This window comes from Endothiovibrio diazotrophicus, from assembly GCF_054657215.1.
Genome location: NZ_BAAHXB010000076.1, coordinates 1 through 21,377, shown reverse-complemented (window position 1 = coordinate 21,377; position 21,377 = coordinate 1). Strand labels below are relative to the sequence as shown.

Sequence of the window (21,377 nt, the reverse complement as noted above, 5' to 3'; positions counted from 1 at the left end):
CAGGATTTACAGGTCAGAAAATTTGAAGCGTATGGGTTTCGCGGAAACATCCAGACCATCGAATCTTTCAATTGAAGGAGGTTGATAGGGGCGTGGCGCTTAACGCCCCTTCCGACAATCATCGGTCATATAACAACCTGTAAATCCTGAAAAACCCTGTTAATCCTGTCCATTCTTCTCTTCTGCCGGCGTGGTAAGGGCATCCAGGCGCTCCCACGCCAAGGCGAGGCGGAAGTCGGTGCGTGCGCGCAGCAGCCGCGCCTCGCTGTCGCGGGTCATGGCATCGCCCAGGTCGGTCTTCACTTCCATCTCGTACAGCGCTCGGGAGCGATCCAGGTAGAGCTCGCGGTAGTCGGCCAGGGTCTGCGCCTCCTCGCGCTGCACGCGCAGGGTGGCGATCTCCTCCCACAGCCCACGCACCTCCTCGCGGATGCGATAACGGGCCTGCTCCAGCTCCGCCCGCAGCCCTTGCAGATCGGCGTGGGCGCGGGCGGCGTCGGCGTCCACCCGACCGCCGCTGTAGAGGGGCGCCTCCAGCACCAGCCCGGCGCGCAACGGGTCGCGGCTGCCCAGCTCGCGCGAGTAGCCGGCCGCCTCCACCTCGGCGCTGAGCACCGGCCGGTTGCCGGCCCGCGCCGCCCGCAGCCGCGCCTCGGCGGCCTCCACCCGGGCCCCCAGGGCGGCCAGCGCCGGGGCGTGTTCCAGCGCGGCGGCCAGCGCCACCTCCAGCTCCGGCGGGTCGCGATCGACCTGCGGCAGCTCCGGGCGGATCAGGTCGGCGGGCAGTTCGCCGGGACGTCCGAGGGCGAGGGCGAGGTGGGCGCGGGTCAGGCGCCGGTCGCCGTCATCGGCACGCACCTGACGGCGGATGGCCTGGAAGCGGCTATCCTGCTCCAGCACCTCCAGATCGGAGACCTGCCCCTGCTCGCGACGGTCGCGCAGCTTGTCGAGGGCAACGTACTGCACCGCCATCTCCTCGTTGTCGCGGGCGTACTGGAGGTCAGCCAGCAGCACGTCGAAGAAGGCCTCCATGATCGCCTCGCGCCGCTCGCGCAGGGTACGCGCGCCCCCCCAGCGGCCGGCGCCCGCCTCCGCCTCCGCCGCCGCCACCCGCGCCTCGGTGAGGCCGAAGTCGTAGAGCCGCTTGCGCAGCAACAGATAGGCGGAGTGGTCGGCACTGCTCTGGTCACCGGCGACCTCGGAGGGCTCGATCCAGCGGGCGCGGGCGGTCATCGACACATGAATCCCGTCGTCCGCCTCGGCCTGGCGCACCCCCGCCTCCCCCGCCGCGCGACGCGCCTCGGCGGCGGCCAGCTGCGGGTGCTCGGCACCGGCGAACTCCAGGGCCTGACCGAGGGTGAGGGGCTGAGGCAGCGGCTGGGGTGCCGGGGTCTGGTCGGCCGCCGCCAGCGTCGGCGCGATCAGCACCAGACCGACGAGCAGAGCGGCGACCAGGCGCAGGGGTTTAGGGCTCATTTGGCTGCGTTCCGCCGCTCACGCTTGTACTTGGTGAAGGAGAGGTCCCGATAGCGTCCATCGGCGGCGTAGTCCACCAGCCAGAGGAACTCCTCGGCGCTGGAGGTGGCCCCGGTGTAGCGCACCACCCGCTTCCCCTCCAGGTCGAAGAAGGCGATCACCGGGGTGGCGCGCACCCGGTTGACCTTGAAGGCGTAATCCTTCTGGGACATGGCGCGCCCCTCGAAGTCGGTGATCTCCACGTCCCCCTCCACGTCCACCGAGACGCCGATGAAGCGCTCGCGGAAATAGGCCTGCACGTCGGGGCGGTTGAGGATGGTCTGCTTCATGCGGTGGCAGAAGGGGCATTCGTCCATCTCGAAGAAGAGCATCACCCCCTTCTTGCCCTGCTCGCGGGCGGCGGCCAGCTCCTCGCGAAAATCGCCGAAGCTCTCGCTGAAGAAATACTGGTAGGGGTCGCGGGCCTCCTCCGCGGCTTGGGCGAGGGCGGGGCCGGCCAGCAGCGCCAGCCACAACAGCGCGCCGAACAGGCGCCGGAACGAACCGATCATGATCTTTCCTCCGATTGGCCGGCGCGCTCGATCATCCGCTCCAGGGCACGCTGGGTGACTGCCCCCGCGTGGCGGAACACCACTTCGCCGGTGGGCGACAGCAGCACCGTGGTGGGCAGGCCGCGGAGCCGCCCGAGGGCCCGCTCCGCCGGCACGGGATCGGTAAGCACCGGGTAGCTAATCAAGTAGTCGTCGACGAACTGGCGCAGCCGCTCGACGGCGACATCCTCGGCGTTGACCCCCAGCACCACCGCGTCCTTGGCGGCATGCGCGTCGTGGAAGGCCACCAGCTCGGGCAGCTCCTCCAGGCAGGGGGGACACCAGGTTGCCCAGAAGTTGACCACCACCCACTTGCCCCGGTAATCGGCAAGGTGATGGGTAACCCCTTCGATGTCCTCGCCAGAGAACGCCGGCTTCGCGGCGGACGCCGGCAGGGCGGCGCAAGTGAGGAACAGCGCAAGTAGCACGTTCGCAATACGCATGGGGAGCTCCACTCCGAAAAAATACCGTGACCTGTATACTACCCACCTCCGTTCCGCCGCAACTATTGGAGTAAACCCCAATTTCCCGCCGGTTCCTCACCTTCGGAGCAATCAACGGACTGCTCACCGTCGCCCTCGGCGCCTTCGGCGCCCACGCCCTGAAGACGGTGCTCGACGCCCGGGGCCTCGCCTGGTGGCAGACCGCAGTCCACTACCACGGGCTCCACGCCCTGGCCCTGCTGGCGGTGGGGCTGCTGGCGCTGCACGCCCCCCCTTCCCGCGCCCTGCGTCTGGCCGGCTGGACCTTCACCGTCGGCATCGTGCTCTTCTGCGGCAGCCTCTACGTCATGGCACTGACCGGCCTGCGCGGGCTGGGGGCGATCACGCCGATCGGCGGGGTCGCCTTCCTGATCGCCTGGGGCAGCCTCGCATACCATGCCAACCACATGAAATCGTAGGACAATCCCTACCGCTCAGGGAATTTTTCGGGTTTGACCCTGCCGTCGGCCGATCCTAAACTTGGGGCATCGGAGGGTCCGCGGATGGGCCCCGGGTGAAAGAGCCATGCAAGCGGTAACCAACAACACCGGCCTGGGAAGCCTCTTCAACAAGGCGCGCTCCATCGGAACGAACGCCGTAGAGTCATCGCGCCCCACGCTCAAGGAGCGCCAGCTCGGCACCGAAAACCGCGACCTCTCCAGCGAAAACACCCGGCTGAAGGGCGAGAACCGCGACCTGCGGACGGAGAACCGCGATCTCAAGACCCAGAACCAGTCCCTGCAGCAGGAGGCCCAGAGCGCTACCACCCAGGAGGCGTCCAGCGCCCAGCCGGGCGCACCGCAACCAAGCGGCGCTGATGCGATCAGCGGCGAGGTGATCAGCGCCCGGCGCAGCAGCGCTTCCGGAAGCTCCTCCGGGTTGGGTGGCTCGACCGCCAGCCTCAATGAACCGCCCTCGGCGCCCTCCGGATCCCCGGCCGGGTTCTACGTCGCCAACGCCGGAGACAGCAGCAGTGGCGGCGTCGGCACCCTGTTCAGCGCCTACGCCTAACGAAATTTCTCCCCGGCAAAGCAAAACGGGCCATCTGGCCCGTTTTGCTTTGCCGGGGAGAAATTTCGTCATTGGGATTCTTGGGCATCCCCCTTTGCCGGGCGTGCGGTGTCGAACGGGCGCGCCATTCGCATGGGACGAAGGGGCCTTCCGAACGAAACACCGCGGCCACGGGCCGCCCTATAACCCCAACTCGCCCCACAAGGCGTCGACCCGCGCCTTCACCGCCGCATCCATCACGATCGGCGTGCCCCACTCCCGCTCGGTCTCCCCCTTCCACTTGTTGGTGGCGTCCAGCCCCATCTTCGAACCGAGCCCGGAGACCGGCGAGGCGAAGTCGAGATAGTCGATCGGCGTGTTCTCCACCAGCACGGTATCCCGCGCCGGGTCCATGCGGGTGGTGATCGCCCAGATCACGTCGTTCCAATCGCGGGCGTTGACGTCGTCGTCCACGACGATGACGAACTTGGTGTACATGAACTGCCGCAGGAACGACCACACCCCCATCATCACCCGCTTGGCGTGGCCGGCGTACTGCTTCTTCATGCTCACCACCGCCATGCGGTAGGAGCACCCCTCCGGCGGCAGGTAGAAGTCGACGATCTCCGGGAACTGCTTCTGCAGGATCGGCACGAACACCTCGTTCAACGCCACTCCGAGCACCGCCGGCTCGTCCGGCGGCCGACCGGTGTAGGTGGAGTGGTAGATGGGATCGCGACGGTGGGTGAGGCGGTGGATGGTGAAGACCGGAAAGCGGTCCACCTCGTTGTAGTAGCCGGTGTGGTCGCCGAACGGCCCCTCGTCGGCCTCCTCCCCCGGTTCGATCCACCCCTCCAGGATCATCTCGGCGCGGGCCGGCACCTGGAGGTCGGAACCGATGCACTGGGCCACCTCGGTCTTCGAGCCGCGCAGCAGGCCGGCGAAGGCATACTCGGAGAGGGTATCGGGCACCGGCGTCACCGCCCCCAACGTCGTGGCCGGATCGGCGCCGATCGCCACCGCCACCGGGAAGCGCTCGCCGGGATGTTTCTCCTGCCACTCACGGAAATCGAGCGCCCCGCCGCGGTGGGCCAGCCAGCGCATGATCACCTTGTTCCTGCCGATCACCTGCATCCGGTAGATGCCCAAATTCTGCCGCTCCTTGTTGGGTCCGCGGGTCACCACCAGCCCCCAGGTGATCAGCGGCCCGGCGTCCCCCGGCCAGCAGGTCTGGATCGGCAACCTGGCGAGATCGACGTCCGTCCCCTCCAGCACCACCTCCTGACACGGCGCCCCGCCGACCCGCTTCACCGGCATGTTGAGCACCTGCTTGAAGGCGGGCAGCTTGTCCAGCGCATCCCTGAACCCCTTCGGCGGCTCCGGCTCCTTGAGGAAGGCGAGCAGCTTACCCACCTCGCGCAGCGCGGCGACCGACTCCTCGCCCATCCCCAGCGCCACCCGCTCCGGCGTGCCGAAGAGGTTGGCCAACACCGGCACGTCAAACCCCGTGGGATTCTCGAACAGCAACGCCGGCCCGCCGGCGCGCAGCACCCGGTCGCAGATCTCGGTCATCTCCAGGTGCGGGTCCACCTCGGCGGCGATCCGCTTCAACTCGCCGCGCTGTTCGAGCAGGGCGATGAATTCACGTAGGTCGGCGTATTTCATGGGGGCGATTATACCTGCCGTTGGGGAGCGCTACCCCTTCAGGCCGCGAAGGATGTGGTGGGTCGCATCGTCATCCACGCCCTCGGCGATGGCGCGCTCCAGCAGCTTGCGCGCCTCCGCCGGTTTTCCGGTATCGCGCAGCCGGCACGCCTCGTCGTTGTAAAATACGGGGTTGCGACTCCTCGCCTTGATGCGCTCCCAGCGGAGACGGGACGCCTCCCCCCCCTCACCGGAACCCTCCAAGATGCGGGCGTGGATAGCCGTCAGGTGGTCGTTGTAGGCGCCATTGCGCCGGGCGAGCGCCACCACTTCCAGGGCGGCGGCGAACTCCTTTTTGCCCAACAGCCGGACCGCCTCATCGGCGTAGTAGGCCGCATTTTTCGATCCGGCACGCATCCGCTCCCGACGCAAGGCGGAGGCGGTCGCCTCGTCGCCCTCCTCGGCGAGGGCGGCGGCATAAATGGCGTAGACGTGCTCATTCTTGAGGTAGTGCTCCCGATCTCCCTCTTCCATGGCATCAATCAACTCGCGGAAACGGCCGTGTTCGTCCCGTGCGGCGAGACAACGACCGATATCGGCGACATTGGCTGGATGATCCGACAGTCGATAAGCCTCGAAGTAGTGTTCCAGCGCCTCATCGTGACCACGGCCGTGACGTCGCTCCAATGCCTCTCCGAGAAAGCATTGGGCCTTAGAATTATCAGGAGCCACCGCCACCAGCAGTTGCAGCACCGAAAGGTCTTCACGATGGCGCCCGGCATCGTGAAGTCGTTTGGACAGTCCCGCCAGCAATCCCTCCAGGTCGCGATTGCCGCGCAGCAGCTTCGCCACCAGCGGGTCGATGAGGTCGTAGCGCTCCGCCTGGAGCAGTTGGTGGACCGACTCGCCGGCGGCGGTGATGTTGGGCAGGGTGGCACCGGCGCCGCGGGCGAGGCGCGCCTGCCACGCTTGGCCGATCACCGCGTGTCCCTCGCGCCGTTCGGCGTCGTCGAGACGGGCAAGGGCGCGCTCGGCGATCACCCCGTTGAGGTAGAAGCGCTCCTGGTGATGGCCGGCGTTGAGCAGGCAGCGCTCGAAGAGGGCGTTGAAGGCGGTGGGGTCCCCGGCCGCCTCGTTGAGGGGGTCGGCGTGCTGATAGGGGATCTCGTCGCGATAGAGGGCGCAGAGCTTGAGCACATGGCGCTCCCCCTCGCTCAGCACCGCGTCATAGAGATCGCCGAAGAGCTGCTCCTCGATCTTCTCCCCCAGCGCCTCGGGATGGCGGTCGAGCACCCGTGGCGGCGACTCGGCCAACCCCTCGGCGACGGTGGCGAGCAGCACCATGGCGAGGGGCAGGGCGAGCCCCTTTTTCTTCTTCCCCCCCTTGCCGCCGAGACGGACGAAGACCCGCTCCGCCTCCCCCTCGCTCAGCGCCCACCTCACCGCGTCGCGCCCGGCGAAGGGGTGGCGAAAGTAGGCCGCCACCGCCTCCTGATCGAGGCCGTTGAGGCGCAGCTTGTCGAAGTGGCGCGCCGCTTGGCGGAGCAGCCCCTCGGGGGGCGAGCGCCGGCTCTCCAGCACGATCCGCGCCTTGGGACAGTGGTCGGCGACGGCCTCCAAGAGGTCCACCATGGCCGGGTCCTTGAAAGCGTTTTCGCCGAAGAGCCGGTGGACGTGCTCCAGGTGGATGGTCACCGGGCGGGCGGAGGCGGCCCACTCCTTGAGCCAGGGAAAGTAGTGGCGCCCCCTCTCCCGCTGAGGGGCCGGCGCCCGCTCCTGACGGCAACCGAGGGCGGGGGCGAGCTGTTCATAAAGATCGCTCATCGCCATCCCCTCGCGCACCGCGAAGCGGTAGCCCTCGCCACCGTCACCCCGCCGCCGCAGCACCTCTTCGATCAACGCGCTCTTGCCGATCCCTGCCATACCATAGAGGCAGACGACGGGTGAGGCGTTGACCATCTTCAGCAGCCGTTCCACCTCCCCTTCCCGCCCGAACAGACCGCGCGCCTCGCGGCCCGCCGGCGGCGCGAGGGGAACAGCGTCGGCGACCGGCGCGGGGACTACTGACGGCTCACCCACGGGGGAGTGGAGGGGCTTTTGGTAACACTCGGGCCGGGCGCCGTCGGCGACGAAGGCACCCGAACGAATGCGGTTCTCCGACGTGGCCTTGGGATTGTAGGTGAGCGAACAGACCCGCAGCCGTCCGGCCGGGCGGTCGAGCAATATCAATTGAAAGTGGTTCTCCTGGCGGCCCGGCAGCTCCACCTCCCCCACCCCGGCGCTGCCGGCGGCGAGCAGATAGCCCTGCCCATCACCGCGCTCCCACCCCCAGATCTCCTTGTTCTCCTCATGCTGATGGCCGTGCAGCAGGGCGGTCACCTCACCGTGCGACACCAGACGACGCAGGTGCTCGCTCCCCTCCATGCCGGCCAGATCAGCGGCAAAGCGCTCCGCCAGCTCCGCGTCGATCCCCCCATTTTTCCGCACGTATTCGCGCCACTGCTCCCGCGCACCCGGCGGCATGGAGAGGGGGTTGTGGTGGACGGCCACCAGCCGCGTCCAGGCGCGATCACCCCCGGCCCATCGGTCCATCACCGCCTGTGCCTGAGCCTCGCTCACCGCGCCCACATGATCGAGGTGGCTCTCCCGCTCACAGGAGTTGAGGGCGACGACGGAAAGTCGCAGGTCAGGGAAGTCGTGGATTACCCCGCCCTGCTCCAATTCTCCAATATCGCCGGCGAAGGCGTCACCGCGGAAGCGTTCAAGAAACGCCTTATAGGGAACCAACTTTTGCGCTTCGATCCGTCGGTTCAGTTCCGCGTCATCGAAATCTTCCTGCTCTCGTTCCAGCTCAACCCTCTTGCAGTGGTTCCACGACACGTCGTGGTTGCCGGGAACGAAGACGAAGCGTTCGGGCGAGAGCCCAAGCCCAGCACCCATCGCTCGAAAAAAGAGTTCCGCTTGTTCGTATTCCCTGTCGCGGGCAGCCTCGGCGATATCGCCGGTAACCACCACCAACGCCACCTCCGGTTCGATACTCCGGCGCTTGCGCTCCTGCTGGAGAGATCGGACGAAGAGCTCGCCCAGCTCCTTCGGGTCGCGGTCGCTGAAACGCGAGTGTTCGCCGAAGTGGAGATCGGAGAGGTGAAGAATAAGAAGAGGGTTATCCGTTTCCATTTTTCTTGATCCGGGAATGGCGGGTAATGACTTCAGAACCGTTGCGGCCAGCGGCGGGCGGCGTGGAGAAGCCGGAGGATCTGTACCACCTCTCCGCGAATGCGGTAGGCGATCAGGTATTCGGTGTTGCGGATGGAAAGCTCGCGGGTGCCGGGAACGCGGCCGATCCGGCCCAGTTCAGGATGGTTGCCCAGCGCCTTCGCCTCGCGCCAGATGGTGGCCGCGATGCGCCGTGCCGCGGCGGGGTTGCGCTCGGCGATGTACTCCACCGTCTCGTCGAAGTCGTCCAAGGCGAGCTTGAGCCACTCAACCCTCACCGTCGACATCCACCCCCCATCGGGCAAAACGGGCTCTCACCTCGTCATCCGCGGCGAACTCGCCCCGGTCGGCCGCGGCCACCCCCTCCTCGATGGCGGCGACGGCCCGTTCCTCCGACGTGGCGAAAGCCTCCAACGCCTCCGCCAACAGCTGGTCGCGCCCGCGCTGCTCCACCCGCGCGAGGCGGTCAAGCCGATCGATCAAACGGCTATCGAGGTCGATGGATACGGATTGGGTAGACATGGGAAGAGCCCGTCAAATAGTGCCACGTCCTGAATTATAACCCTTCGCCACGCCCCACCAGCCAGCCGCGCCATAACTCGAATAGAGCGCGCTCACCGGCGGCGATCACCGAACGTTTCTCCAGCGTGATCGCATACACCCGCTCGCCATCCAGCGTTTCTGAAACGCCACCCGCCTCGCGGAGGATCAACTGCGCGGCGGCGTAATCCCACAGTCTCTGGCCACCATGGAGATAGAGCTGGAAGCGATCGGCGGCGAGCCGAACTGGCGCTGGGAGGCGAAGGGGTGCTCGGCGGCCATCCGCGCGGCAAGCGTATTGGACAGACGCTTGAAATCGATCTCGGCGACACATTCGCCGAGGGCACGGCGCCGATCCGCGACGCGCAACGGCTCCCCGTTGAGACAGGCGCAACACCCGCGCTCCGCGCTGAAGGTCTCGTTGCGCACCGGATCATGGATCAGCCCGATACGGACGCCGCCGCCATCAAGGGCTAAGGCATGATGAACTCACTACCGCGCAAATCAACCCGCGCCAGCGGGTGGCAGACGAAGGAATCCCCGTCCCGCGGCAAAACGAAACTTCCCCTTTGCCCTTTCGCCTTTAACCTTTAGCCTTCCCACCGACACCCTCCGCACCATCGCCCCCCCGCCGACCGCCCCGGAAACGCCATGTCCAACGAAAACCCCATCTCCGCCGCCCACCGCCTGCTGGAGGCGTCGATCATCCACTACCGCGGCGAGCCGGTGGGGACGATCGCCGCGCGTGACCCCAACGCGCCGGCGGAGAACTACGAGGAGTGCTTCGTCCGCGACTTCGTCCCCTCGGCGTTGGTCTTCCTGCTCGACGGGCGTTACGAGATCGTGCGCAACTTCCTCCACCTGGTGCTCAATCTGCGCAGCCAGCAGCCGGAGGAGGCTGGCCACGTACTCGCCCCCGGCGTGATGCCGGCCAGCTTCAAGGTGATCCGCCACGACGACGGCAGCGAATCGCTGCGCGCGGATTTCGGCGACCGGGCGATCGGCCGGGTGGCGCCGGTGGATTCGATGATGTGGTGGCTGATCCTGCTCAAGGCCTACGTCAACGTCAGCGGCGACTGCGCACTGGCGGACAAGGCGGAGTTCCAGCGCGGCATCCGCCAGATCATGGAGCTCTGCCTGCGCGACGGCTGGGAGGTGTTCCCCACCCTGCTGGTGCCGGACGGCGCCTGCATGATCGACCGCCGCATGGGCATCTACGGCCACCCGCTGGAGATCCAGTCGCTCTTTTTCGCCGCGCTGGGGGCGGCCCGCCAACTGATCACCGACACCCCGGAGCACTTCGCCCTGCGCCGGCGCATCCTCGACCGCATGCGCGCCCTCTACAACTACGTGCGCATCTACTACTGGCTCGACCTGGAGCGGCTCAACGAGATCCACCGCTTCCGCACCGAGGAGCTGGGCTACGAGGGGACCGTCGCCAACGCGCTCAACATCTATCCGGAGTCGATCCCCAGCTGGGTGGTGGAGTGGTTGCCGGATGACGGCGGCTATCTGGTGGGCAATCTGGGACCGGGACGGATCGATTTCCGCTTTTTTGCCTTGGGCAATCTGCTGGCGGTGCTCTTCGACCTGACCACCGAGGAGGAGAGCGAACAGCTGATGAACCTCTTCGCGGCGCGCTGGGACGATCTGATGGGAAATATGCCGGTGAAGATCTGTTACCCGGCGATGGAGGGGCACGAGTGGCTGCTGCTCACCGGCTCCGATCCGAAGAACGCGCCGTGGTCCTACCACAACGGCGGCAACTGGCCGGCGCTGCTCTGGGTGTTCGTCGGCGCGGCGCTGGAGGCGGGCCACTTCGATCTGGCCGAACGCGCCTTCCTCCAGGCCCGCGACCGGCTGGCCATCGAATGCTGGCCGGAGTATTACGACGGCCGCGGCGGCCGGCTGATCGGACGGCGCGCCAACCACCACCAGTCCTGGTCGGCCACCGCGCTGATCCTCGCCGACCGCTTCCTGCGCGAGCCGGACCGGCTACGTTCGCTGGGCTTCTTCACCGAGCTGAGCTTCCATCACCACGAGCACGGGCAGGAAGAGAAGAGGTAAACGCAAAGACGCAAAGGCGCGAAGCGCGCAAAGGATTCTGTGATCTTTGCGCCCTTCGCGTCTTTGCGCCTTTGCGCCTTTGCGTTGAATCCCCCTGAATCCGGCGATCAGCGCTCGGAGAGCGGCACGTACTCCCGCTCGGGACGCCCGGTGTACTCCTGGGTCGGACGGAAGATGCGGTTGTCGCTCAACTGCTCGCGCCAGTGGGCGATCCAGCCGGCGGTACGGGCCACGGCGAAAATCGAGGTGAACTGGTCGAGCGGGATGCCCATCTCGCTGTAGAGGATGCCGGAGTAGTAGTCGACGTTGGGGTAGACCCCCTTCTCCGCCAGCCGCTCGTTGGCCGCCTCCTCCAGGGCCACCGCCGTCGCGTAGAGCGGGCTGTCGTGGCCCATGTACTCCATCAGCCGGGTCAGCAGCTTCTGCAGGATGGTGGCGCGAGGGTCCTTCACCTTGTACTCGCGGTGACCGAAGCCCCAGATCTTTCCCTTGCTCGCCAACTGCTCGTCCAGCCACCCCTTGACCGCCTCGGGACGGCCGATTTCGCGCAACATCTCCACCACCCGCTCGTTGGCGCCGCCGTGGAGCGGACCGGAGAGGGTGCCGATGGCCGCGGCGATCACCAGGTAGGGGCTGGCCAGGGTGGAGCCGGCCACCAGGGAGGCGAAGGTGGAGGCATTGATCGTGTGCTCGGCGTGGAGCACCAGGCAGGTATCGAGGATCTCGGCGAACACCGGATCCGGTTCTTCGCCCGTGAACATGTAGAGGAAGTTCTCGGCGTAGGAGAGATCCTTGCGCGGCTCCACCGGATCGTCGCCCTGGCGCAGGTGCTGCCACATGGTCACCAGGGTCGGCATGCGGCCGATGATCCGCACCGTCATGTTGTGGATGTAGTTGAGGTCCTCACAGACGTCGGAACCGGTGAGACACTCGTTGCCGGGGTAGAACATGGCGAGCGAGGAGGTGGCGGTCTGCAACATCTCCATTGGGTGGGCGGTGGCCGGCAGGCACTTCATCAGCTCGCGCACGTTGTACTTCATGCGCCGATTCTCGCGCAGCTGGCGATCGAACACCTCCAGCGTGGCCGGGGAGGGGAGCTCGCCGTCGAGCAGCAGCAGGGTGGTCTCCTCGAAGGTGCTGTGTTCGGCAAGATCGACGATGCGGTAGCCGCGATAGGTAAGGATACCGCGCTGCCCGTCCAGGTCGGAGATGTTGGAACGGGTGGCGGGAACGCCTTGCAGGCCGGGTACATACTGGCTCATGGCAGGAACTCTGTCTGTCCGGGCGCACGGGATAGGCCCGTCGCCGGTCGCAACGCAGAAAGGGGGCGCCGAAGCACCCCCTCCCGATGACCTGACTGCCGAGAACGAAACTCAGGTGGAAAAGGAGGAACCGCAGCCGCAGGTGGTGGTGGCGTTGGGATTGCGGATGACGAACTGCGCTCCGGAGAGGTCTTCCTTGTAGTCGATCTCCGCGCCCACCATGTACTGGAAGCTCATGGAGTCGATGAGCAGGGTAACGCCTCCCTTCTCCACCTCGGTGTCGTCCTCCTTGACGGTCTCGTCAAAGGTGAAGCCGTACTGGAAACCGGAACAACCGCCACCGGTGACGAACACGCGGAGCTTCAGGTTGGGATTGTTCTCCTCGTCGATCAGCGCCTTCACCTTGGCGGCCGCCGCATCGGTGAAGATCAGCGGGCTGGGCATTTCAGTTGCTGCTTCGGTCATGGTCTAACTCTCCGGAGACGAATTGCGAAAAGGGGAAAAGTTTGAGGGGCAGTATGGTATTACCGAGCCCAATTGTCAACAATTACCCCTCCCGCTCCTTCGGCGGCTCGGCAGCCTGCCCGCGGCCGGGCTTCGGCATTTCGACGGGCTTCGGCGGATCGACGGTCAGGCGACCCGGCTCCTTCGCCCCCGCTCCGGCCTGGTGAACGAGATTGCCGTTCACCTCCGCACCGATCGCCATTTCGATCAGGTTGTAGTAGACGTTGCCGGTCACCCGTGAACAGGTGTCCAACTCGATCCGCTCCTCAGCGTAGACGTCACCGATCACCGAGCCATTGAGCACGATGTTCTGCACCCGCACCTCGCCTTCGATGGTGCCGTGTTCGCTCAGCGTCAACATGGCATTGGAGTCCGGCTCGGCCAGCACGTTCCCCTTGATGACCCCATCGACGTGGAGACCGCCGGAAAAGCGGACATCCCCCTGAAGCTCGGTATGTTGGCCAATCAGGGTCTGGATCTTGACGGTCTTACGCCGTTTCTGGCGTTTGCTGCTACCCCACATGACGTGGTCCCCGTTGAAGAAACACGATTCCCACCATCCCGGCCACGGCCCGGAATCCCGGCGCAGACGGATGACGGGCGGCACAGTGTACACCAGTTTACGCCTCGACGCCCGCCCGCCGAAGGACTCTCCACGCGCCACACAAGCAACCGCTAACCAACTGTTTTTTAACCAAAAATTGAGACGCCCGCCCACCGTGAGCCAATCGACCATTATTCAAGCGGTTGGAAGCCTATCTTAAAGAAAAATAGAGCCTTACCAGGCGCCCCCGATTCGGGTATCCTAATCAGCTTGAACAGCCCCAGCCCGCCTCGCGGTCGTCTTTACGCTGCTACCGAGAAGCGGAACCACCCGTCCTCCTCTCAAGGACCCCACCGAATCATGCGGAACCGCTGGACATCGCTGCTGATCCTCTTCCTCCTCCTGGCCCCTGCGGCCGAGGCGGAAACCCTTTACGTGATCGACACCCTGCGGGTCAACGTTCGTCAAGAGCCTGGCCGCAATGCGGCACCGCTCGGCGTGGTGGTCACCGGCATGGCCCTGGAGGCACTGGAACGCCAGGATGGCTACGTCAGGATTCGCAACGAAGAGGGGCTGGAAGGATGGATCAAGGACGACTACCTGACCACCGAAAAACCGGCCCAGCTGATTCGCGACGAGGAAGCGGGTCGTCTCAGTCAGCTGGAGAGCGAACTGGCGCAGACGCGCGAGGCGCTCGATGCGGCACGGCGAGAGAAGGAGTCCGCCCTTGAGGAACTCTCCCGACTCCAACGTCAACAAGGCGAGGTGATGGCTCAGGAATCGCTCCCCGCGGCCCGGAACGGTGGAGGACACCCGATGACCGACGTCATCAACGGCCAACCCCATTTCCAACTCTCCACGGATACGCTCCCGTACTGGATCGGCGGCATCCTGTTCATCGCACTGCTCGGTTTCGTATCGGGCATCAGCTGGTACAAGAACCACGTCTCCCGCAGACTTGGCGGCCTCCGAATCTAGACCGATGACTCGAATCCCCCTCGCCGGCCTGATCGCGGCGACCCTGCTCGCCGCTTCGTTCAGTGCCGCAGCTGACCTGGCCGAGGCACGCCGCCTCGCCGACCAGGGCCGGAACGACGCCGCGCTGAGCGCCGTGGAACACCACCTGCGCGAGCAGCCCGAGGACGTCGCGGGCCGTTTCCTGCACGCCCGCCTGCTTGCCGCCACCGGTCATCAGCAAGAGGCGATCCGTCTCTATCGCCGGTTGGCCGACGAGCTTCCGCACAATCCCGAGCCCCGCAACAACCTCGCTGCGCTCTACGCCGCCCGCGGCGAGGTGGAGCGAGCGCGCCAGGCACTGCTGGAGGCACTCGCCACCCACCCCAGCTACGCCACCGCCTTCGACAATCTGCAGACGCTCCACGCCCGGCTGGCCAGCATCGCCTACCGCCGCGCCCTCGGCGGTGACGACAACGACGGTGGAAGCAGCGAACCGCTCCACCTCACCGCCCTGCCGGCGATCCACGACCTGCCCCACCGCCCCCCCGCCCTGGTCGCCGCCCGCATCCCGGAGGGCACCCCGACGCCGGTCGCGACCCCATCCCCACAACGGCAGCCCCCCTCCAATGGAGAGGAAGGCACCATCGAATCGATACGGCGTACCGTGCAGGCCTGGGCGGTCGCCTGGTCGGCCAAGGACGTAAAAGGCTATCTCGCACACTATGCCGGCAACTACCGGCCCGAGGAGCTGACCCACGCGGAGTGGAGCGCCCAGCGCCGGGTGCGACTGAACAAACCCCGCCATATCCAGGTCACGCTGAAGAAGCTCCAGGTTCGCCTCACTGGCCCCGATTCCGCCGAGGCGGTCTTCGAGCAGTCCTACAACGCCGACAGCTACGCCGATCGGGTAATCAAGCAGTTGACGTTGCGGCGCAGCGCCGACGGATGGAAAATCGTCGTCGAGCAGACCCTCTCCGTATTAGGTTGATGCGATGAAATCCGCAATCCTGCCCCTGCTGTTATCGACACTGCCCGCATTGCTGACGGCCGTACCGGCCGCCGCCGTGGAGCAGCCCGCCGCCGGCATCGACGCCGAAAGCCAGCTGGTGGAAGCCCTCGACGCGATCCAGAACCAGAAGGTCGGTCTGGCCCTCAAGGACATCGAGACCCTGACCCGGGAAAACCCCAAATTCCGCCTTGCCCAGCTGGTCTACGGCGACGTACTGCTGGCGATGGCCGGTGACCCGGTGGCCGGGATTGGCGCAAACTCCCGCCACAGTGCCGACGCGGAGGCAATGAACGACCTGCGCGACGAGGCCCAGGCGCGCTGGCGCCACCACCGGATGCCGGGCAACGGACGCCTCCCGGCCAACCTGCTGGAGCTGGCTCCGGAACAGCGCCATGCGGTGGTGGTGGACCTGCTCGCCTCGCGCCTCTATCTCTTCGAGAACGACGGGCACGGCCTCACCCTGAAACGTCACGTCTACGCCACCCAGGGGAAAAACGGTGCCGACAAGCAGACCGAGGGGGACAAACGCACCCCGATCGGCGTCTATCGGGTGGTGCGCCACATCCCCGACGAGAAGCTTCCCGACCTCTACGGCGCCGGCGCCTTCCCCGTGGACTACCCCAACGAGTGGGACCGCCGCCTCGGCAAGACCGGCCACGGCATCTGGCTCCACGGCAACCCGAGCGACACCTTCTCCCGTCCGCCGCGCGCCTCCGACGGCTGCGTAACCGTCACCAACGCGGACCTGGAACGGATTCAGCAGTGGATCGACATCGGTACCACCCCGGTGGTAATCGGCAATGGCATCGAATGGGTGGAGCCGAAAGAGCTGGCGCGACGACGCGACCACTTCCGCAAGGTACTGGAACAGTGGCGCCACGATTGGGAGAGCCTGGACAGCGACCGCTATCTCAGCCACTACTCCCACGACTTCAGCGACGGCCGCAAGGACTACGCCGCGTGGAGCAGCCACAAGCGGCGGGTCAACGCCGAAAAACGCTACATCCGGGTGAAGCTGGAGGACGTAAGCTTTTTCCGTTATCCGGACAGCGACCCGATGATGGTGGTCGATTTCGTCCAGGACTACCACTCCAGCAACTACAGCGGCAGTGTCAAGAAGCGCCAGTTCTGGAAGCGCGAGGCCGACGGCCAGTGGCGGATCGTCTACGAGGGATAGGCCGGGCGATCGGATGAGACGCCGCCAGAGACGGCGCCCAACGGAAGGCGCGCCGGTTTCGACAGGTCAAAGGCGAAAGGTCAAGGGTTAGAGGAAAGAGAGGCCTCGCCACATCCGCCCCTCATTTGCGCCCCGATGGACTGGCTGAAGCGCCGAACGAAGGCCCTTTTGCCTTTCACCGGACCACTCACCCCTCCGGCCCATCCTCCTCCACCGCCGCATGCAGCGGCCGTTTCGGCATCACCCCGCGCAACCAGCTCACCAAATCCGACCAGATCGCCCCGATCTCCGTCGGCGACGGCATCCGCCCCGACGATTTCAGCTCGATAGTGACCACCGGAATCCCTTTGTAGACCCCCGCATAGCGCCCCAGCGAACCGGTGTAGTTGCCCAGCTTGCGCAGCCTCAGACTGCCCAGCCGCGACGGCCCACCGGCCGGCCCGTCGGCGTCCACCACCCCATAGGGGGTATGGAGCGCGACGATGGCGTCGGGATGGAAGCGATCGATCTGGCGGGTCAGCCACCGGGTCTCGGGTTCGCTGGCGGGGGCACGACCAGGATAGCGGCGGGGACTGCGCCCACGACGCTCCCACTCCCGTTCCCATCCCGTCATCCAATCCGGCGTGGGCATGTTCCGATTGAGGTCGACGCCGTTGGCATTGGTCCGCGTCGAGTCGGGGCGCAACAGGCCGTCGGGATTGAGCAACGGCACGACCTGCCAGTGGAACAGGCCCGAGTGGTGCTGCTCCAGGATCTCCATCCACTTGAAGACCACGCTGACCGAGGCGTACTCATCTCCGTGGGTGCCACCGATCAGCAACACCCGCCCAAGCGGCGTCCGACCACTCACCGGCGAATACTCCCTCAGCAGGATCGGCCGCTGCTCCACCGAGCGCCCGCCACTGTCGACCAGGGCCAGGCGACGGCAGGAGGCGACGGAGACGCTGGCCAGCTTGGCACCGATGGCGGCGCACAGTGCGCCCCGGGCCGCTCCCCCGTCATCCGCCACCGCGGCATTCGACAGCAACGCGAGCACCAGCGCGACCAGCGAAAGCCTAGGGCTCGCGAAAGAATAACTTCCTGTTTTGGGGCGTCGAGACGCCTCTCCGACAAGGCGCGCAAAGGGGCGCATACTCGTTGTATGCAACCCTTTGCGCAACGCCGCCGGAGAGGATGGATCGGCCTCCCGAAGCAGGAAGTTATTCTTTCGCGAGCCCTTAGCCACCGCTCCCATCCCCCTCACGGGTCAGGTGCGAGACCGCCGCGGCAGGCCAGTCGAAGGCCCGGGTAAAGGGTTTCACCCGGCGCCCTTTCGGGTCGACCGCCACCATCACCCGAGTCGGGGTGAACCCCTCGGGCAGGCGGATATCGCCCTCGATGTTCTGGAAATACTTGAAGCCGTACACCGCGGATCCTTCGCCGCCCAGGTCGCCGAACGAGTAGGTAGCCGCCGCCCCTTTCTCGAACCCCTCAACGCTCAACCCCACCGTCCCCTCCACCCGGCGGTCGTGATGGAGCATCTGGGTGAGCACCAGCCGATAACGGAACATCCGCTTCCCCCCGGGGGTGATCAACAGCTCCTGCACCCGCAATCCTTCTCCCTCCTGCTTGGGCGAGACGATGCTGCGGTAGAACGCCAACTCCTCGGTCAGATCGGCAATCTCCTTCTGCAATCCGTCCAGGTCGCTGCGCAACTGCTCATAGGCCTTGCGGTCCACCTGCGCGGCGCGCTCCAGCACCACCGCCTTCTCACGCAGTTGCTGGTTCTCTTCCTCCAACTCGCCGAGGTGGCGCCTCAGCTCGCCGTTACGCCCCTCCAATCCGACGAAATCGACCGCAGCCTGTCCCCGCCCGTATTCCAGCGCCGCCTTGCCGACGGCTACCAGCAGGAGCGGCAGCAACGCCAGCAGCAACCACGCCCGCCACGGCTGATGGGGCTTGACGACCAGGGAGGGATTGACCTTTGCCATACAGCGCCCCCGTCAGGGCAACAGTGCGATCCCCTCCAGCCCCGCATCCTCCGCGAAGCCAAAGAGGAGGTTGAGGTTCTGCACCGCCTGACCGGCCGCCCCCTTCACCAGATTGTCGATCACCGACAGCACCACCAGCACGTCTGCGCCCTGAGGCCGGTGGATGGCGATCCGACAGGTGTTGGCCCCTCTCACCGTACGGGTCTCCGGGTGGGCCCCGGCGGGCAGCACGTCGACGAAGGGTTCGGCCGCGTAGCGCCGCTCATAGAGCGCCTGAAGATCCTCCTCGGGCCCCTTCACCGTGGCGTAAAGGGTCGCGTGAATACCGCGGATCATCGGCACCAGATGGGGGACGAAGGTGAGCCCCACCGTATGGCCGGCGACCATCGACAACCCCTGGCGGATCTCCGGCAGATGACGGTGTCCCGGCACCGCATAGGCCTTGAAGCTCTCCGCCGACTCCGCCTGGAGGGTCGCCACGGCCCCTTTGCGCCCGGCGCCACTAACCCCCGACTTGCAGTCGGCCACCAACCGGTCGGTCTCGATCAGTCCGTGCTCGATCAGCGGCAACCACCCGAGCTGCACCGCGGTGGGGTAGCAGCCGGGATTGGCCACCAGGCGCGCCTTGCGCACGGCATCGCGGTTGATCTCCGGCAAGCCGTAGACCGCCTCCTCCAACAGCTCGGGGCAGGCGTGCTCGATGCCGTACCACGCCTGCCACTCGGCGGGGTCCTTGAGACGGAAGTCGGCGGCCAGATCGATCACCTTGACCCCCGCTTCCAACAGCTCGCGGGCCATGGTCATGGCGGTACCGTTGGGGGTGGCGAAGAACACCGCATCGCAGCGTTTGAGCGCATGGGCGTCGGGCTCGCTGAATGCCAGGTCGACGTAGCCGCGCAGGTTGGGGAAGAGATCGGCCACCGGCAGTCCCTTCTCGGAACGGGAGGTAATCACCTCCAGATCGACGCTGGGATGGCGGGCGAGGAGCCGCAGGAGTTCGACACCGGTGTAGCCGGTGCCGCCGACGATGCCGACTTTGATCTTCATCTGACGTACTTCCACTTTGAACTGATTGAACTACGGGAAACCCCTTAATGATAAAGGATCGAGGGGCCTTTGGGGCAGCGGGAAAGCCCCAAAACGAAAAGGCCGCGCCTCTCGCGGGGCGCGGCCTCGATCGGGTCGGACCCGGTCCGTCTTCAGACCATGTCCTTGAGCCCCTTCAGCGGCAGCACCTTGACCACGTTGTGAGCCGGCTTGGCCTTGATGGTCATCTCCTCGCCGGTGAACGGGTTGACCCCCTTGCGCGACTTGGTGGCCGGCTTGCGCACCACCTTGATCTTGGCCAATCCCGGCAAGGTGTAATGACCGACACCGGTGCGCTTGTTGAGGTCGCGCTTGATCAGCTTGCCGAGCGCCTCGAAAACGCCGTCCACGTCCTTCTTGGCCAAACCGGTCTCCTCGGCGATGAAAGCCACGGTCTGGGCCTTGGTGGTGGCCTTTTTCTCTGTCGCCGCCACGGCGACCTTCTTCTTCACCGGCGCCGCCTTTTTCACGCTACTTTTCTTTTTCACAGCCATTGGGCAACTCCCCCGTCCTATTGCTTCTGTTGGTTGAATCCTCTCGACGGTCCGCCACCCCGCGCGACCCCCAAAGTCCACGACGATAGGCGACTTGTCCCGTATAATCCTGCAAAATCCCAGCACCGTAAAGGGGATGCAGCGAAATACCCGCTGTTTTTCCCTGCGAAATGGCCGTGCCCAGGCCCTAAATTGCGGAAATTCCCATGTTCAAGACCAGCCACATCCGGGTCGCCATCGTCTCGGACACCCACTCTTTTGTCGACCCCCGCATCGCGGAGACCATCCGCGGCTGCCATCGCTTGGTCCACGCCGGCGACATCGGCGACGCCGACGTCTTCGATCAGTTGCAGCCGATCGACGGAGAGATTCTCGCCGTGCGCGGCAACAACGACACTGCCCACCTGTGGCCCCCCCAGCACCACGAGACACTGCTGGGCCTCCCCCTCGAAGCGGGGATGGAACTGCCCGGTGGACGACTGGTGGTGCTCCACGGCGACCGCCACTGGGGCAGCCACGACCTCCACGGCAAGCTGCGCGCCCTCTATCCGCAGGCGCGGATCATCGTCTACGGCCACAGCCACACCCAAGTGATCGACCAGGACGACGCCCCGTGGGTGGTCAATCCCGGCGCCGCCGGCAAACGCCTCACCCGTGGCGGCCCCAAGTGCCTGGTGCTGACCGCGAGCGCCGGCCACTGGAAGATCGACAAGTTCCACTTCCCCCCCTGGAAGAGTGATTTTTGCCAGGAGGAGTCATCAGCTTCTTGACAGGGTAAGACGCATAATTGCCTTTGCTTTTACCCTGGGTTTACGTTTGTAGGAAATGACTTATCCGGGTGTAGGAATAGCCCCGTAGATTTTTTTTCCCGAGGAAAAAATACTAGAGGCACACTCCTTCTGCGGTCGTTGGCCAGGGATTTGCCAGATGAACTCACCCACTCTCAATACCATACTCAACGCGTGGATCTTCATCGCCCACAGCGGCGCCACCTTCATGATTCGGGAAGATCGTCAGGGCTGCTGGCTCTCGGAACAGTCGAGCGCCGAGGCGGTCGCCTTCGCCTCGCCAATGCGGGCGGCCGCCGCCCTGGGACAAAAACGCACCGGGATCAAGGAGTGGGACAGCCAGCCCGCCGAAGTGCCCCCTGAACTGGCCGAATGGACCCAGATCCTTCCGGTTAGCGTCTTCAACCGCCACGTCCAGCATGTGGTGGAACAGTACGGCGGGAGATTGAAGGCCTAGCCCTGCCTCTTACCCACAAATCGGCCATCAGTGAGTCGCTGGGCGGTCAGCCGCAAGGCGCGCTCTCGCCGGGGCAGCCGCCCTGCCTCAAGAGGGCGCAAGGCTTACCGCGTCCTGCTCGCGC

The 21,377-nt window shown here is 65.9% G+C and carries 24 protein-coding genes; 9 read left to right on the top strand and 15 right to left on the bottom strand.

What is annotated here, in order from left to right:
• Positions 1–159 precede the first annotated feature (159 nt).
• The 3 genes from ACYQ2W_RS17345 to ACYQ2W_RS17335 are packed head-to-tail and all read right to left on the bottom strand — an operon-like array spanning position 160 to position 2,509.
• Positions 160–1,476, bottom strand: coding sequence for a TolC family protein (locus ACYQ2W_RS17345; RefSeq protein WP_459869819.1), 1,317 nt, complete (start codon positions 1,474–1,476; stop codon positions 160–162).
• Positions 1,473–2,027 carry a thioredoxin family protein gene (locus tag ACYQ2W_RS17340; RefSeq protein WP_459869816.1) on the bottom strand — a complete coding sequence of 185 codons (555 nt, stop codon included), beginning with the start codon at positions 2,025–2,027 and terminating at the stop codon, positions 1,473–1,475. Before ACYQ2W_RS17340 ends, ACYQ2W_RS17345 begins: the two co-directional genes overlap by 4 nt.
• Positions 2,024–2,509 (bottom strand): TlpA family protein disulfide reductase, encoded by a 486-nt coding sequence (locus ACYQ2W_RS17335; RefSeq protein WP_459869814.1) that lies wholly within the window; start codon positions 2,507–2,509, stop codon positions 2,024–2,026. The genes ACYQ2W_RS17340 and ACYQ2W_RS17335 overlap by 4 nt, the downstream gene beginning before the upstream one ends.
• An 80-nt stretch (positions 2,510–2,589) precedes the next feature.
• On the opposite strand from ACYQ2W_RS17335, the gene ACYQ2W_RS17330 reads away from it, so the two are divergent.
• Complete coding sequence (locus ACYQ2W_RS17330; RefSeq protein WP_459869841.1) at positions 2,590–2,967, top strand: DUF423 domain-containing protein; 378 nt, start codon at positions 2,590–2,592, stop codon at positions 2,965–2,967.
• A gap of 106 nt (positions 2,968–3,073) precedes the next feature.
• On the top strand, positions 3,074–3,559 hold the full coding sequence (locus tag ACYQ2W_RS17325; RefSeq protein ID WP_459869811.1) for a hypothetical protein: 486 nt from the start codon (positions 3,074–3,076) through the stop codon (positions 3,557–3,559).
• A 180-nt stretch (positions 3,560–3,739) separates the two neighbouring features.
• On the opposite strand, the gene ubiD is transcribed toward ACYQ2W_RS17325, so the two are convergent.
• Genes ubiD through ACYQ2W_RS17300 form a run of 5 tightly spaced genes read right to left on the bottom strand, consistent with a single transcriptional unit; the run spans position 3,740 to position 9,272 of the window.
• Positions 3,740–5,203 carry a 4-hydroxy-3-polyprenylbenzoate decarboxylase gene (gene ubiD / locus ACYQ2W_RS17320; RefSeq protein WP_459869809.1) on the bottom strand — a complete coding sequence of 488 codons (1,464 nt, stop codon included), beginning with the start codon at positions 5,201–5,203 and terminating at the stop codon, positions 3,740–3,742.
• 30 nt (positions 5,204–5,233) lie between these two features.
• A complete protein-coding gene (locus ACYQ2W_RS17315; RefSeq protein ID WP_459869806.1) occupies positions 5,234–8,359 on the bottom strand; it encodes a metallophosphoesterase in 3,126 nt (1,041 codons plus the stop codon).
• Positions 8,360–8,391: 32 nt separating this feature from the next.
• Positions 8,392–8,676: a type II toxin-antitoxin system RelE/ParE family toxin gene (locus tag ACYQ2W_RS17310; RefSeq protein WP_459869804.1), complete on the bottom strand. Its 285-nt coding sequence runs from the start codon at positions 8,674–8,676 to the stop codon at positions 8,392–8,394.
• On the bottom strand, positions 8,666–8,920 hold the full coding sequence (locus ACYQ2W_RS17305) for a CopG family ribbon-helix-helix protein (RefSeq protein WP_459869801.1): 255 nt from the start codon (positions 8,918–8,920) through the stop codon (positions 8,666–8,668). Before ACYQ2W_RS17305 ends, ACYQ2W_RS17310 begins: the two co-directional genes overlap by 11 nt.
• Positions 8,921–8,954: 34 nt before the next feature.
• On the bottom strand, positions 8,955–9,272 hold the full coding sequence (locus tag ACYQ2W_RS17300; RefSeq protein ID WP_459869799.1) for an inositol monophosphatase family protein: 318 nt from the start codon (positions 9,270–9,272) through the stop codon (positions 8,955–8,957).
• On the opposite strand from ACYQ2W_RS17300, the gene ACYQ2W_RS17295 reads away from it, so the two are divergent.
• Both ACYQ2W_RS17295 and ACYQ2W_RS17290 read left to right on the top strand, forming a co-directional pair.
• Positions 9,206–9,415: a hypothetical protein gene (locus ACYQ2W_RS17295; RefSeq protein ID WP_459869844.1), complete on the top strand. Its 210-nt coding sequence runs from the start codon at positions 9,206–9,208 to the stop codon at positions 9,413–9,415. The genes ACYQ2W_RS17300 and ACYQ2W_RS17295 overlap by 67 nt on opposite strands.
• A 174-nt stretch (positions 9,416–9,589) precedes the next feature.
• Complete coding sequence (locus tag ACYQ2W_RS17290) at positions 9,590–11,005, top strand: glycoside hydrolase 100 family protein (RefSeq protein WP_459869797.1); 1,416 nt, start codon at positions 9,590–9,592, stop codon at positions 11,003–11,005.
• 107 nt (positions 11,006–11,112) lie between these two features.
• Here ACYQ2W_RS17290 and ACYQ2W_RS17285 read toward each other — a convergent pair whose 3' ends face one another.
• The 3 genes from ACYQ2W_RS17285 to ACYQ2W_RS17275 all read right to left on the bottom strand — a co-directional run bounded on the left by ACYQ2W_RS17285 (position 11,113) and on the right by ACYQ2W_RS17275 (position 13,294).
• Positions 11,113–12,267, bottom strand: a complete 1,155-nt coding sequence (locus tag ACYQ2W_RS17285; protein ID WP_459869794.1) for a citrate synthase — start codon at positions 12,265–12,267, stop codon at positions 11,113–11,115.
• A gap of 111 nt (positions 12,268–12,378) precedes the next feature.
• Positions 12,379–12,732: an iron-sulfur cluster insertion protein ErpA gene (erpA, locus tag ACYQ2W_RS17280; protein WP_459869791.1), complete on the bottom strand. Its 354-nt coding sequence runs from the start codon at positions 12,730–12,732 to the stop codon at positions 12,379–12,381.
• A gap of 82 nt (positions 12,733–12,814) precedes the next feature.
• Positions 12,815–13,294 (bottom strand): bactofilin family protein, encoded by a 480-nt coding sequence (locus ACYQ2W_RS17275; RefSeq protein ID WP_459869788.1) that lies wholly within the window; start codon positions 13,292–13,294, stop codon positions 12,815–12,817.
• 381 nt (positions 13,295–13,675) lie between these two features.
• Here ACYQ2W_RS17275 and ACYQ2W_RS17270 point away from each other — a divergent pair, with 381 nt between their 5' ends.
• The 3 genes from ACYQ2W_RS17270 to ACYQ2W_RS17260 are packed head-to-tail and all read left to right on the top strand — an operon-like array spanning position 13,676 to position 16,458.
• Positions 13,676–14,293: a TIGR04211 family SH3 domain-containing protein gene (locus ACYQ2W_RS17270; protein ID WP_459869785.1), complete on the top strand. Its 618-nt coding sequence runs from the start codon at positions 13,676–13,678 to the stop codon at positions 14,291–14,293.
• 4 nt (positions 14,294–14,297) lie between these two features.
• Positions 14,298–15,260, top strand: coding sequence for a L,D-transpeptidase Cds6 family protein (locus ACYQ2W_RS17265; protein ID WP_459869782.1), 963 nt, complete (start codon positions 14,298–14,300; stop codon positions 15,258–15,260).
• A gap of 4 nt (positions 15,261–15,264) precedes the next feature.
• Entirely contained in the window at positions 15,265–16,458 is a 1,194-nt protein-coding gene (locus ACYQ2W_RS17260) for a L,D-transpeptidase family protein (RefSeq protein ID WP_459869780.1), read from the top strand.
• 187 nt (positions 16,459–16,645) lie between these two features.
• Here the strand turns inward: ACYQ2W_RS17260 and ACYQ2W_RS17255 are convergent, their stop codons facing one another.
• The 4 genes from ACYQ2W_RS17255 to ACYQ2W_RS17240 form a co-directional block, all read right to left on the bottom strand.
• The gene (locus ACYQ2W_RS17255; protein ID WP_459869777.1) at positions 16,646–17,494 is read right to left on the bottom strand and encodes a M14 family murein peptide amidase A; all 849 of its coding nucleotides are present in this window, start codon (positions 17,492–17,494) and stop codon (positions 16,646–16,648) included.
• Positions 17,495–17,675: 181 nt separating this feature from the next.
• Positions 17,676–18,428, bottom strand: coding sequence for a DUF6776 family protein (locus ACYQ2W_RS17250; RefSeq protein WP_459869774.1), 753 nt, complete (start codon positions 18,426–18,428; stop codon positions 17,676–17,678).
• A gap of 12 nt (positions 18,429–18,440) precedes the next feature.
• Complete coding sequence (argC, locus tag ACYQ2W_RS17245; RefSeq protein WP_459869772.1) at positions 18,441–19,475, bottom strand: N-acetyl-gamma-glutamyl-phosphate reductase; 1,035 nt, start codon at positions 19,473–19,475, stop codon at positions 18,441–18,443.
• A gap of 152 nt (positions 19,476–19,627) precedes the next feature.
• Positions 19,628–20,008, bottom strand: a complete 381-nt coding sequence (locus ACYQ2W_RS17240) for an HU family DNA-binding protein (protein WP_459869770.1) — start codon at positions 20,006–20,008, stop codon at positions 19,628–19,630.
• Positions 20,009–20,214: 206 nt separating this feature from the next.
• Here ACYQ2W_RS17240 and ACYQ2W_RS17235 point away from each other — a divergent pair, with 206 nt between their 5' ends.
• Both ACYQ2W_RS17235 and ACYQ2W_RS17230 read left to right on the top strand, forming a co-directional pair.
• The gene (locus ACYQ2W_RS17235) at positions 20,215–20,778 is read left to right on the top strand and encodes a metallophosphoesterase family protein (protein WP_459869767.1); all 564 of its coding nucleotides are present in this window, start codon (positions 20,215–20,217) and stop codon (positions 20,776–20,778) included.
• A 157-nt stretch (positions 20,779–20,935) separates the two neighbouring features.
• Positions 20,936–21,253, top strand: a complete 318-nt coding sequence (locus ACYQ2W_RS17230) for a hypothetical protein (RefSeq protein ID WP_459869764.1) — start codon at positions 20,936–20,938, stop codon at positions 21,251–21,253.
• Positions 21,254–21,377 lie beyond the last annotated feature (124 nt).

Coding starts and splice junctions, on each gene's coding strand:
- ACYQ2W_RS17345 (WP_459869819.1), bottom strand. CDS start 1,476: ATGAGCCCTAAACCCCTGCGCCTGGTCGCCGCTCTGCTCGTCGGTCTG.
- ACYQ2W_RS17340 (WP_459869816.1), bottom strand. CDS start 2,027: ATGATCGGTTCGTTCCGGCGCCTGTTCGGCGCGCTGTTGTGGCTGGCG.
- ACYQ2W_RS17335 (WP_459869814.1), bottom strand. CDS start 2,509: ATGCGTATTGCGAACGTGCTACTTGCGCTGTTCCTCACTTGCGCCGCC.
- ACYQ2W_RS17325 (WP_459869811.1), top strand. CDS start 3,074: ATGCAAGCGGTAACCAACAACACCGGCCTGGGAAGCCTCTTCAACAAG.
- ubiD (WP_459869809.1), bottom strand. CDS start 5,203: ATGAAATACGCCGACCTACGTGAATTCATCGCCCTGCTCGAACAGCGC.
- ACYQ2W_RS17315 (WP_459869806.1), bottom strand. CDS start 8,359: ATGGAAACGGATAACCCTCTTCTTATTCTTCACCTCTCCGATCTCCAC.
- ACYQ2W_RS17305 (WP_459869801.1), bottom strand. CDS start 8,920: ATGTCTACCCAATCCGTATCCATCGACCTCGATAGCCGTTTGATCGAT.
- ACYQ2W_RS17300 (WP_459869799.1), bottom strand. CDS start 9,272: ATGTGTCGCCGAGATCGATTTCAAGCGTCTGTCCAATACGCTTGCCGC.
- ACYQ2W_RS17290 (WP_459869797.1), top strand. CDS start 9,590: ATGTCCAACGAAAACCCCATCTCCGCCGCCCACCGCCTGCTGGAGGCG.
- ACYQ2W_RS17285 (WP_459869794.1), bottom strand. CDS start 12,267: ATGAGCCAGTATGTACCCGGCCTGCAAGGCGTTCCCGCCACCCGTTCC.
- erpA (WP_459869791.1), bottom strand. CDS start 12,732: ATGACCGAAGCAGCAACTGAAATGCCCAGCCCGCTGATCTTCACCGAT.
- ACYQ2W_RS17275 (WP_459869788.1), bottom strand. CDS start 13,294: ATGTGGGGTAGCAGCAAACGCCAGAAACGGCGTAAGACCGTCAAGATC.
- ACYQ2W_RS17270 (WP_459869785.1), top strand. CDS start 13,676: ATGCGGAACCGCTGGACATCGCTGCTGATCCTCTTCCTCCTCCTGGCC.
- ACYQ2W_RS17265 (WP_459869782.1), top strand. CDS start 14,298: ATGACTCGAATCCCCCTCGCCGGCCTGATCGCGGCGACCCTGCTCGCC.
- ACYQ2W_RS17260 (WP_459869780.1), top strand. CDS start 15,265: ATGAAATCCGCAATCCTGCCCCTGCTGTTATCGACACTGCCCGCATTG.
- ACYQ2W_RS17250 (WP_459869774.1), bottom strand. CDS start 18,428: ATGGCAAAGGTCAATCCCTCCCTGGTCGTCAAGCCCCATCAGCCGTGG.
- argC (WP_459869772.1), bottom strand. CDS start 19,475: ATGAAGATCAAAGTCGGCATCGTCGGCGGCACCGGCTACACCGGTGTC.
- ACYQ2W_RS17240 (WP_459869770.1), bottom strand. CDS start 20,008: ATGGCTGTGAAAAAGAAAAGTAGCGTGAAAAAGGCGGCGCCGGTGAAG.
- ACYQ2W_RS17235 (WP_459869767.1), top strand. CDS start 20,215: ATGTTCAAGACCAGCCACATCCGGGTCGCCATCGTCTCGGACACCCAC.
- ACYQ2W_RS17230 (WP_459869764.1), top strand. CDS start 20,936: ATGAACTCACCCACTCTCAATACCATACTCAACGCGTGGATCTTCATC.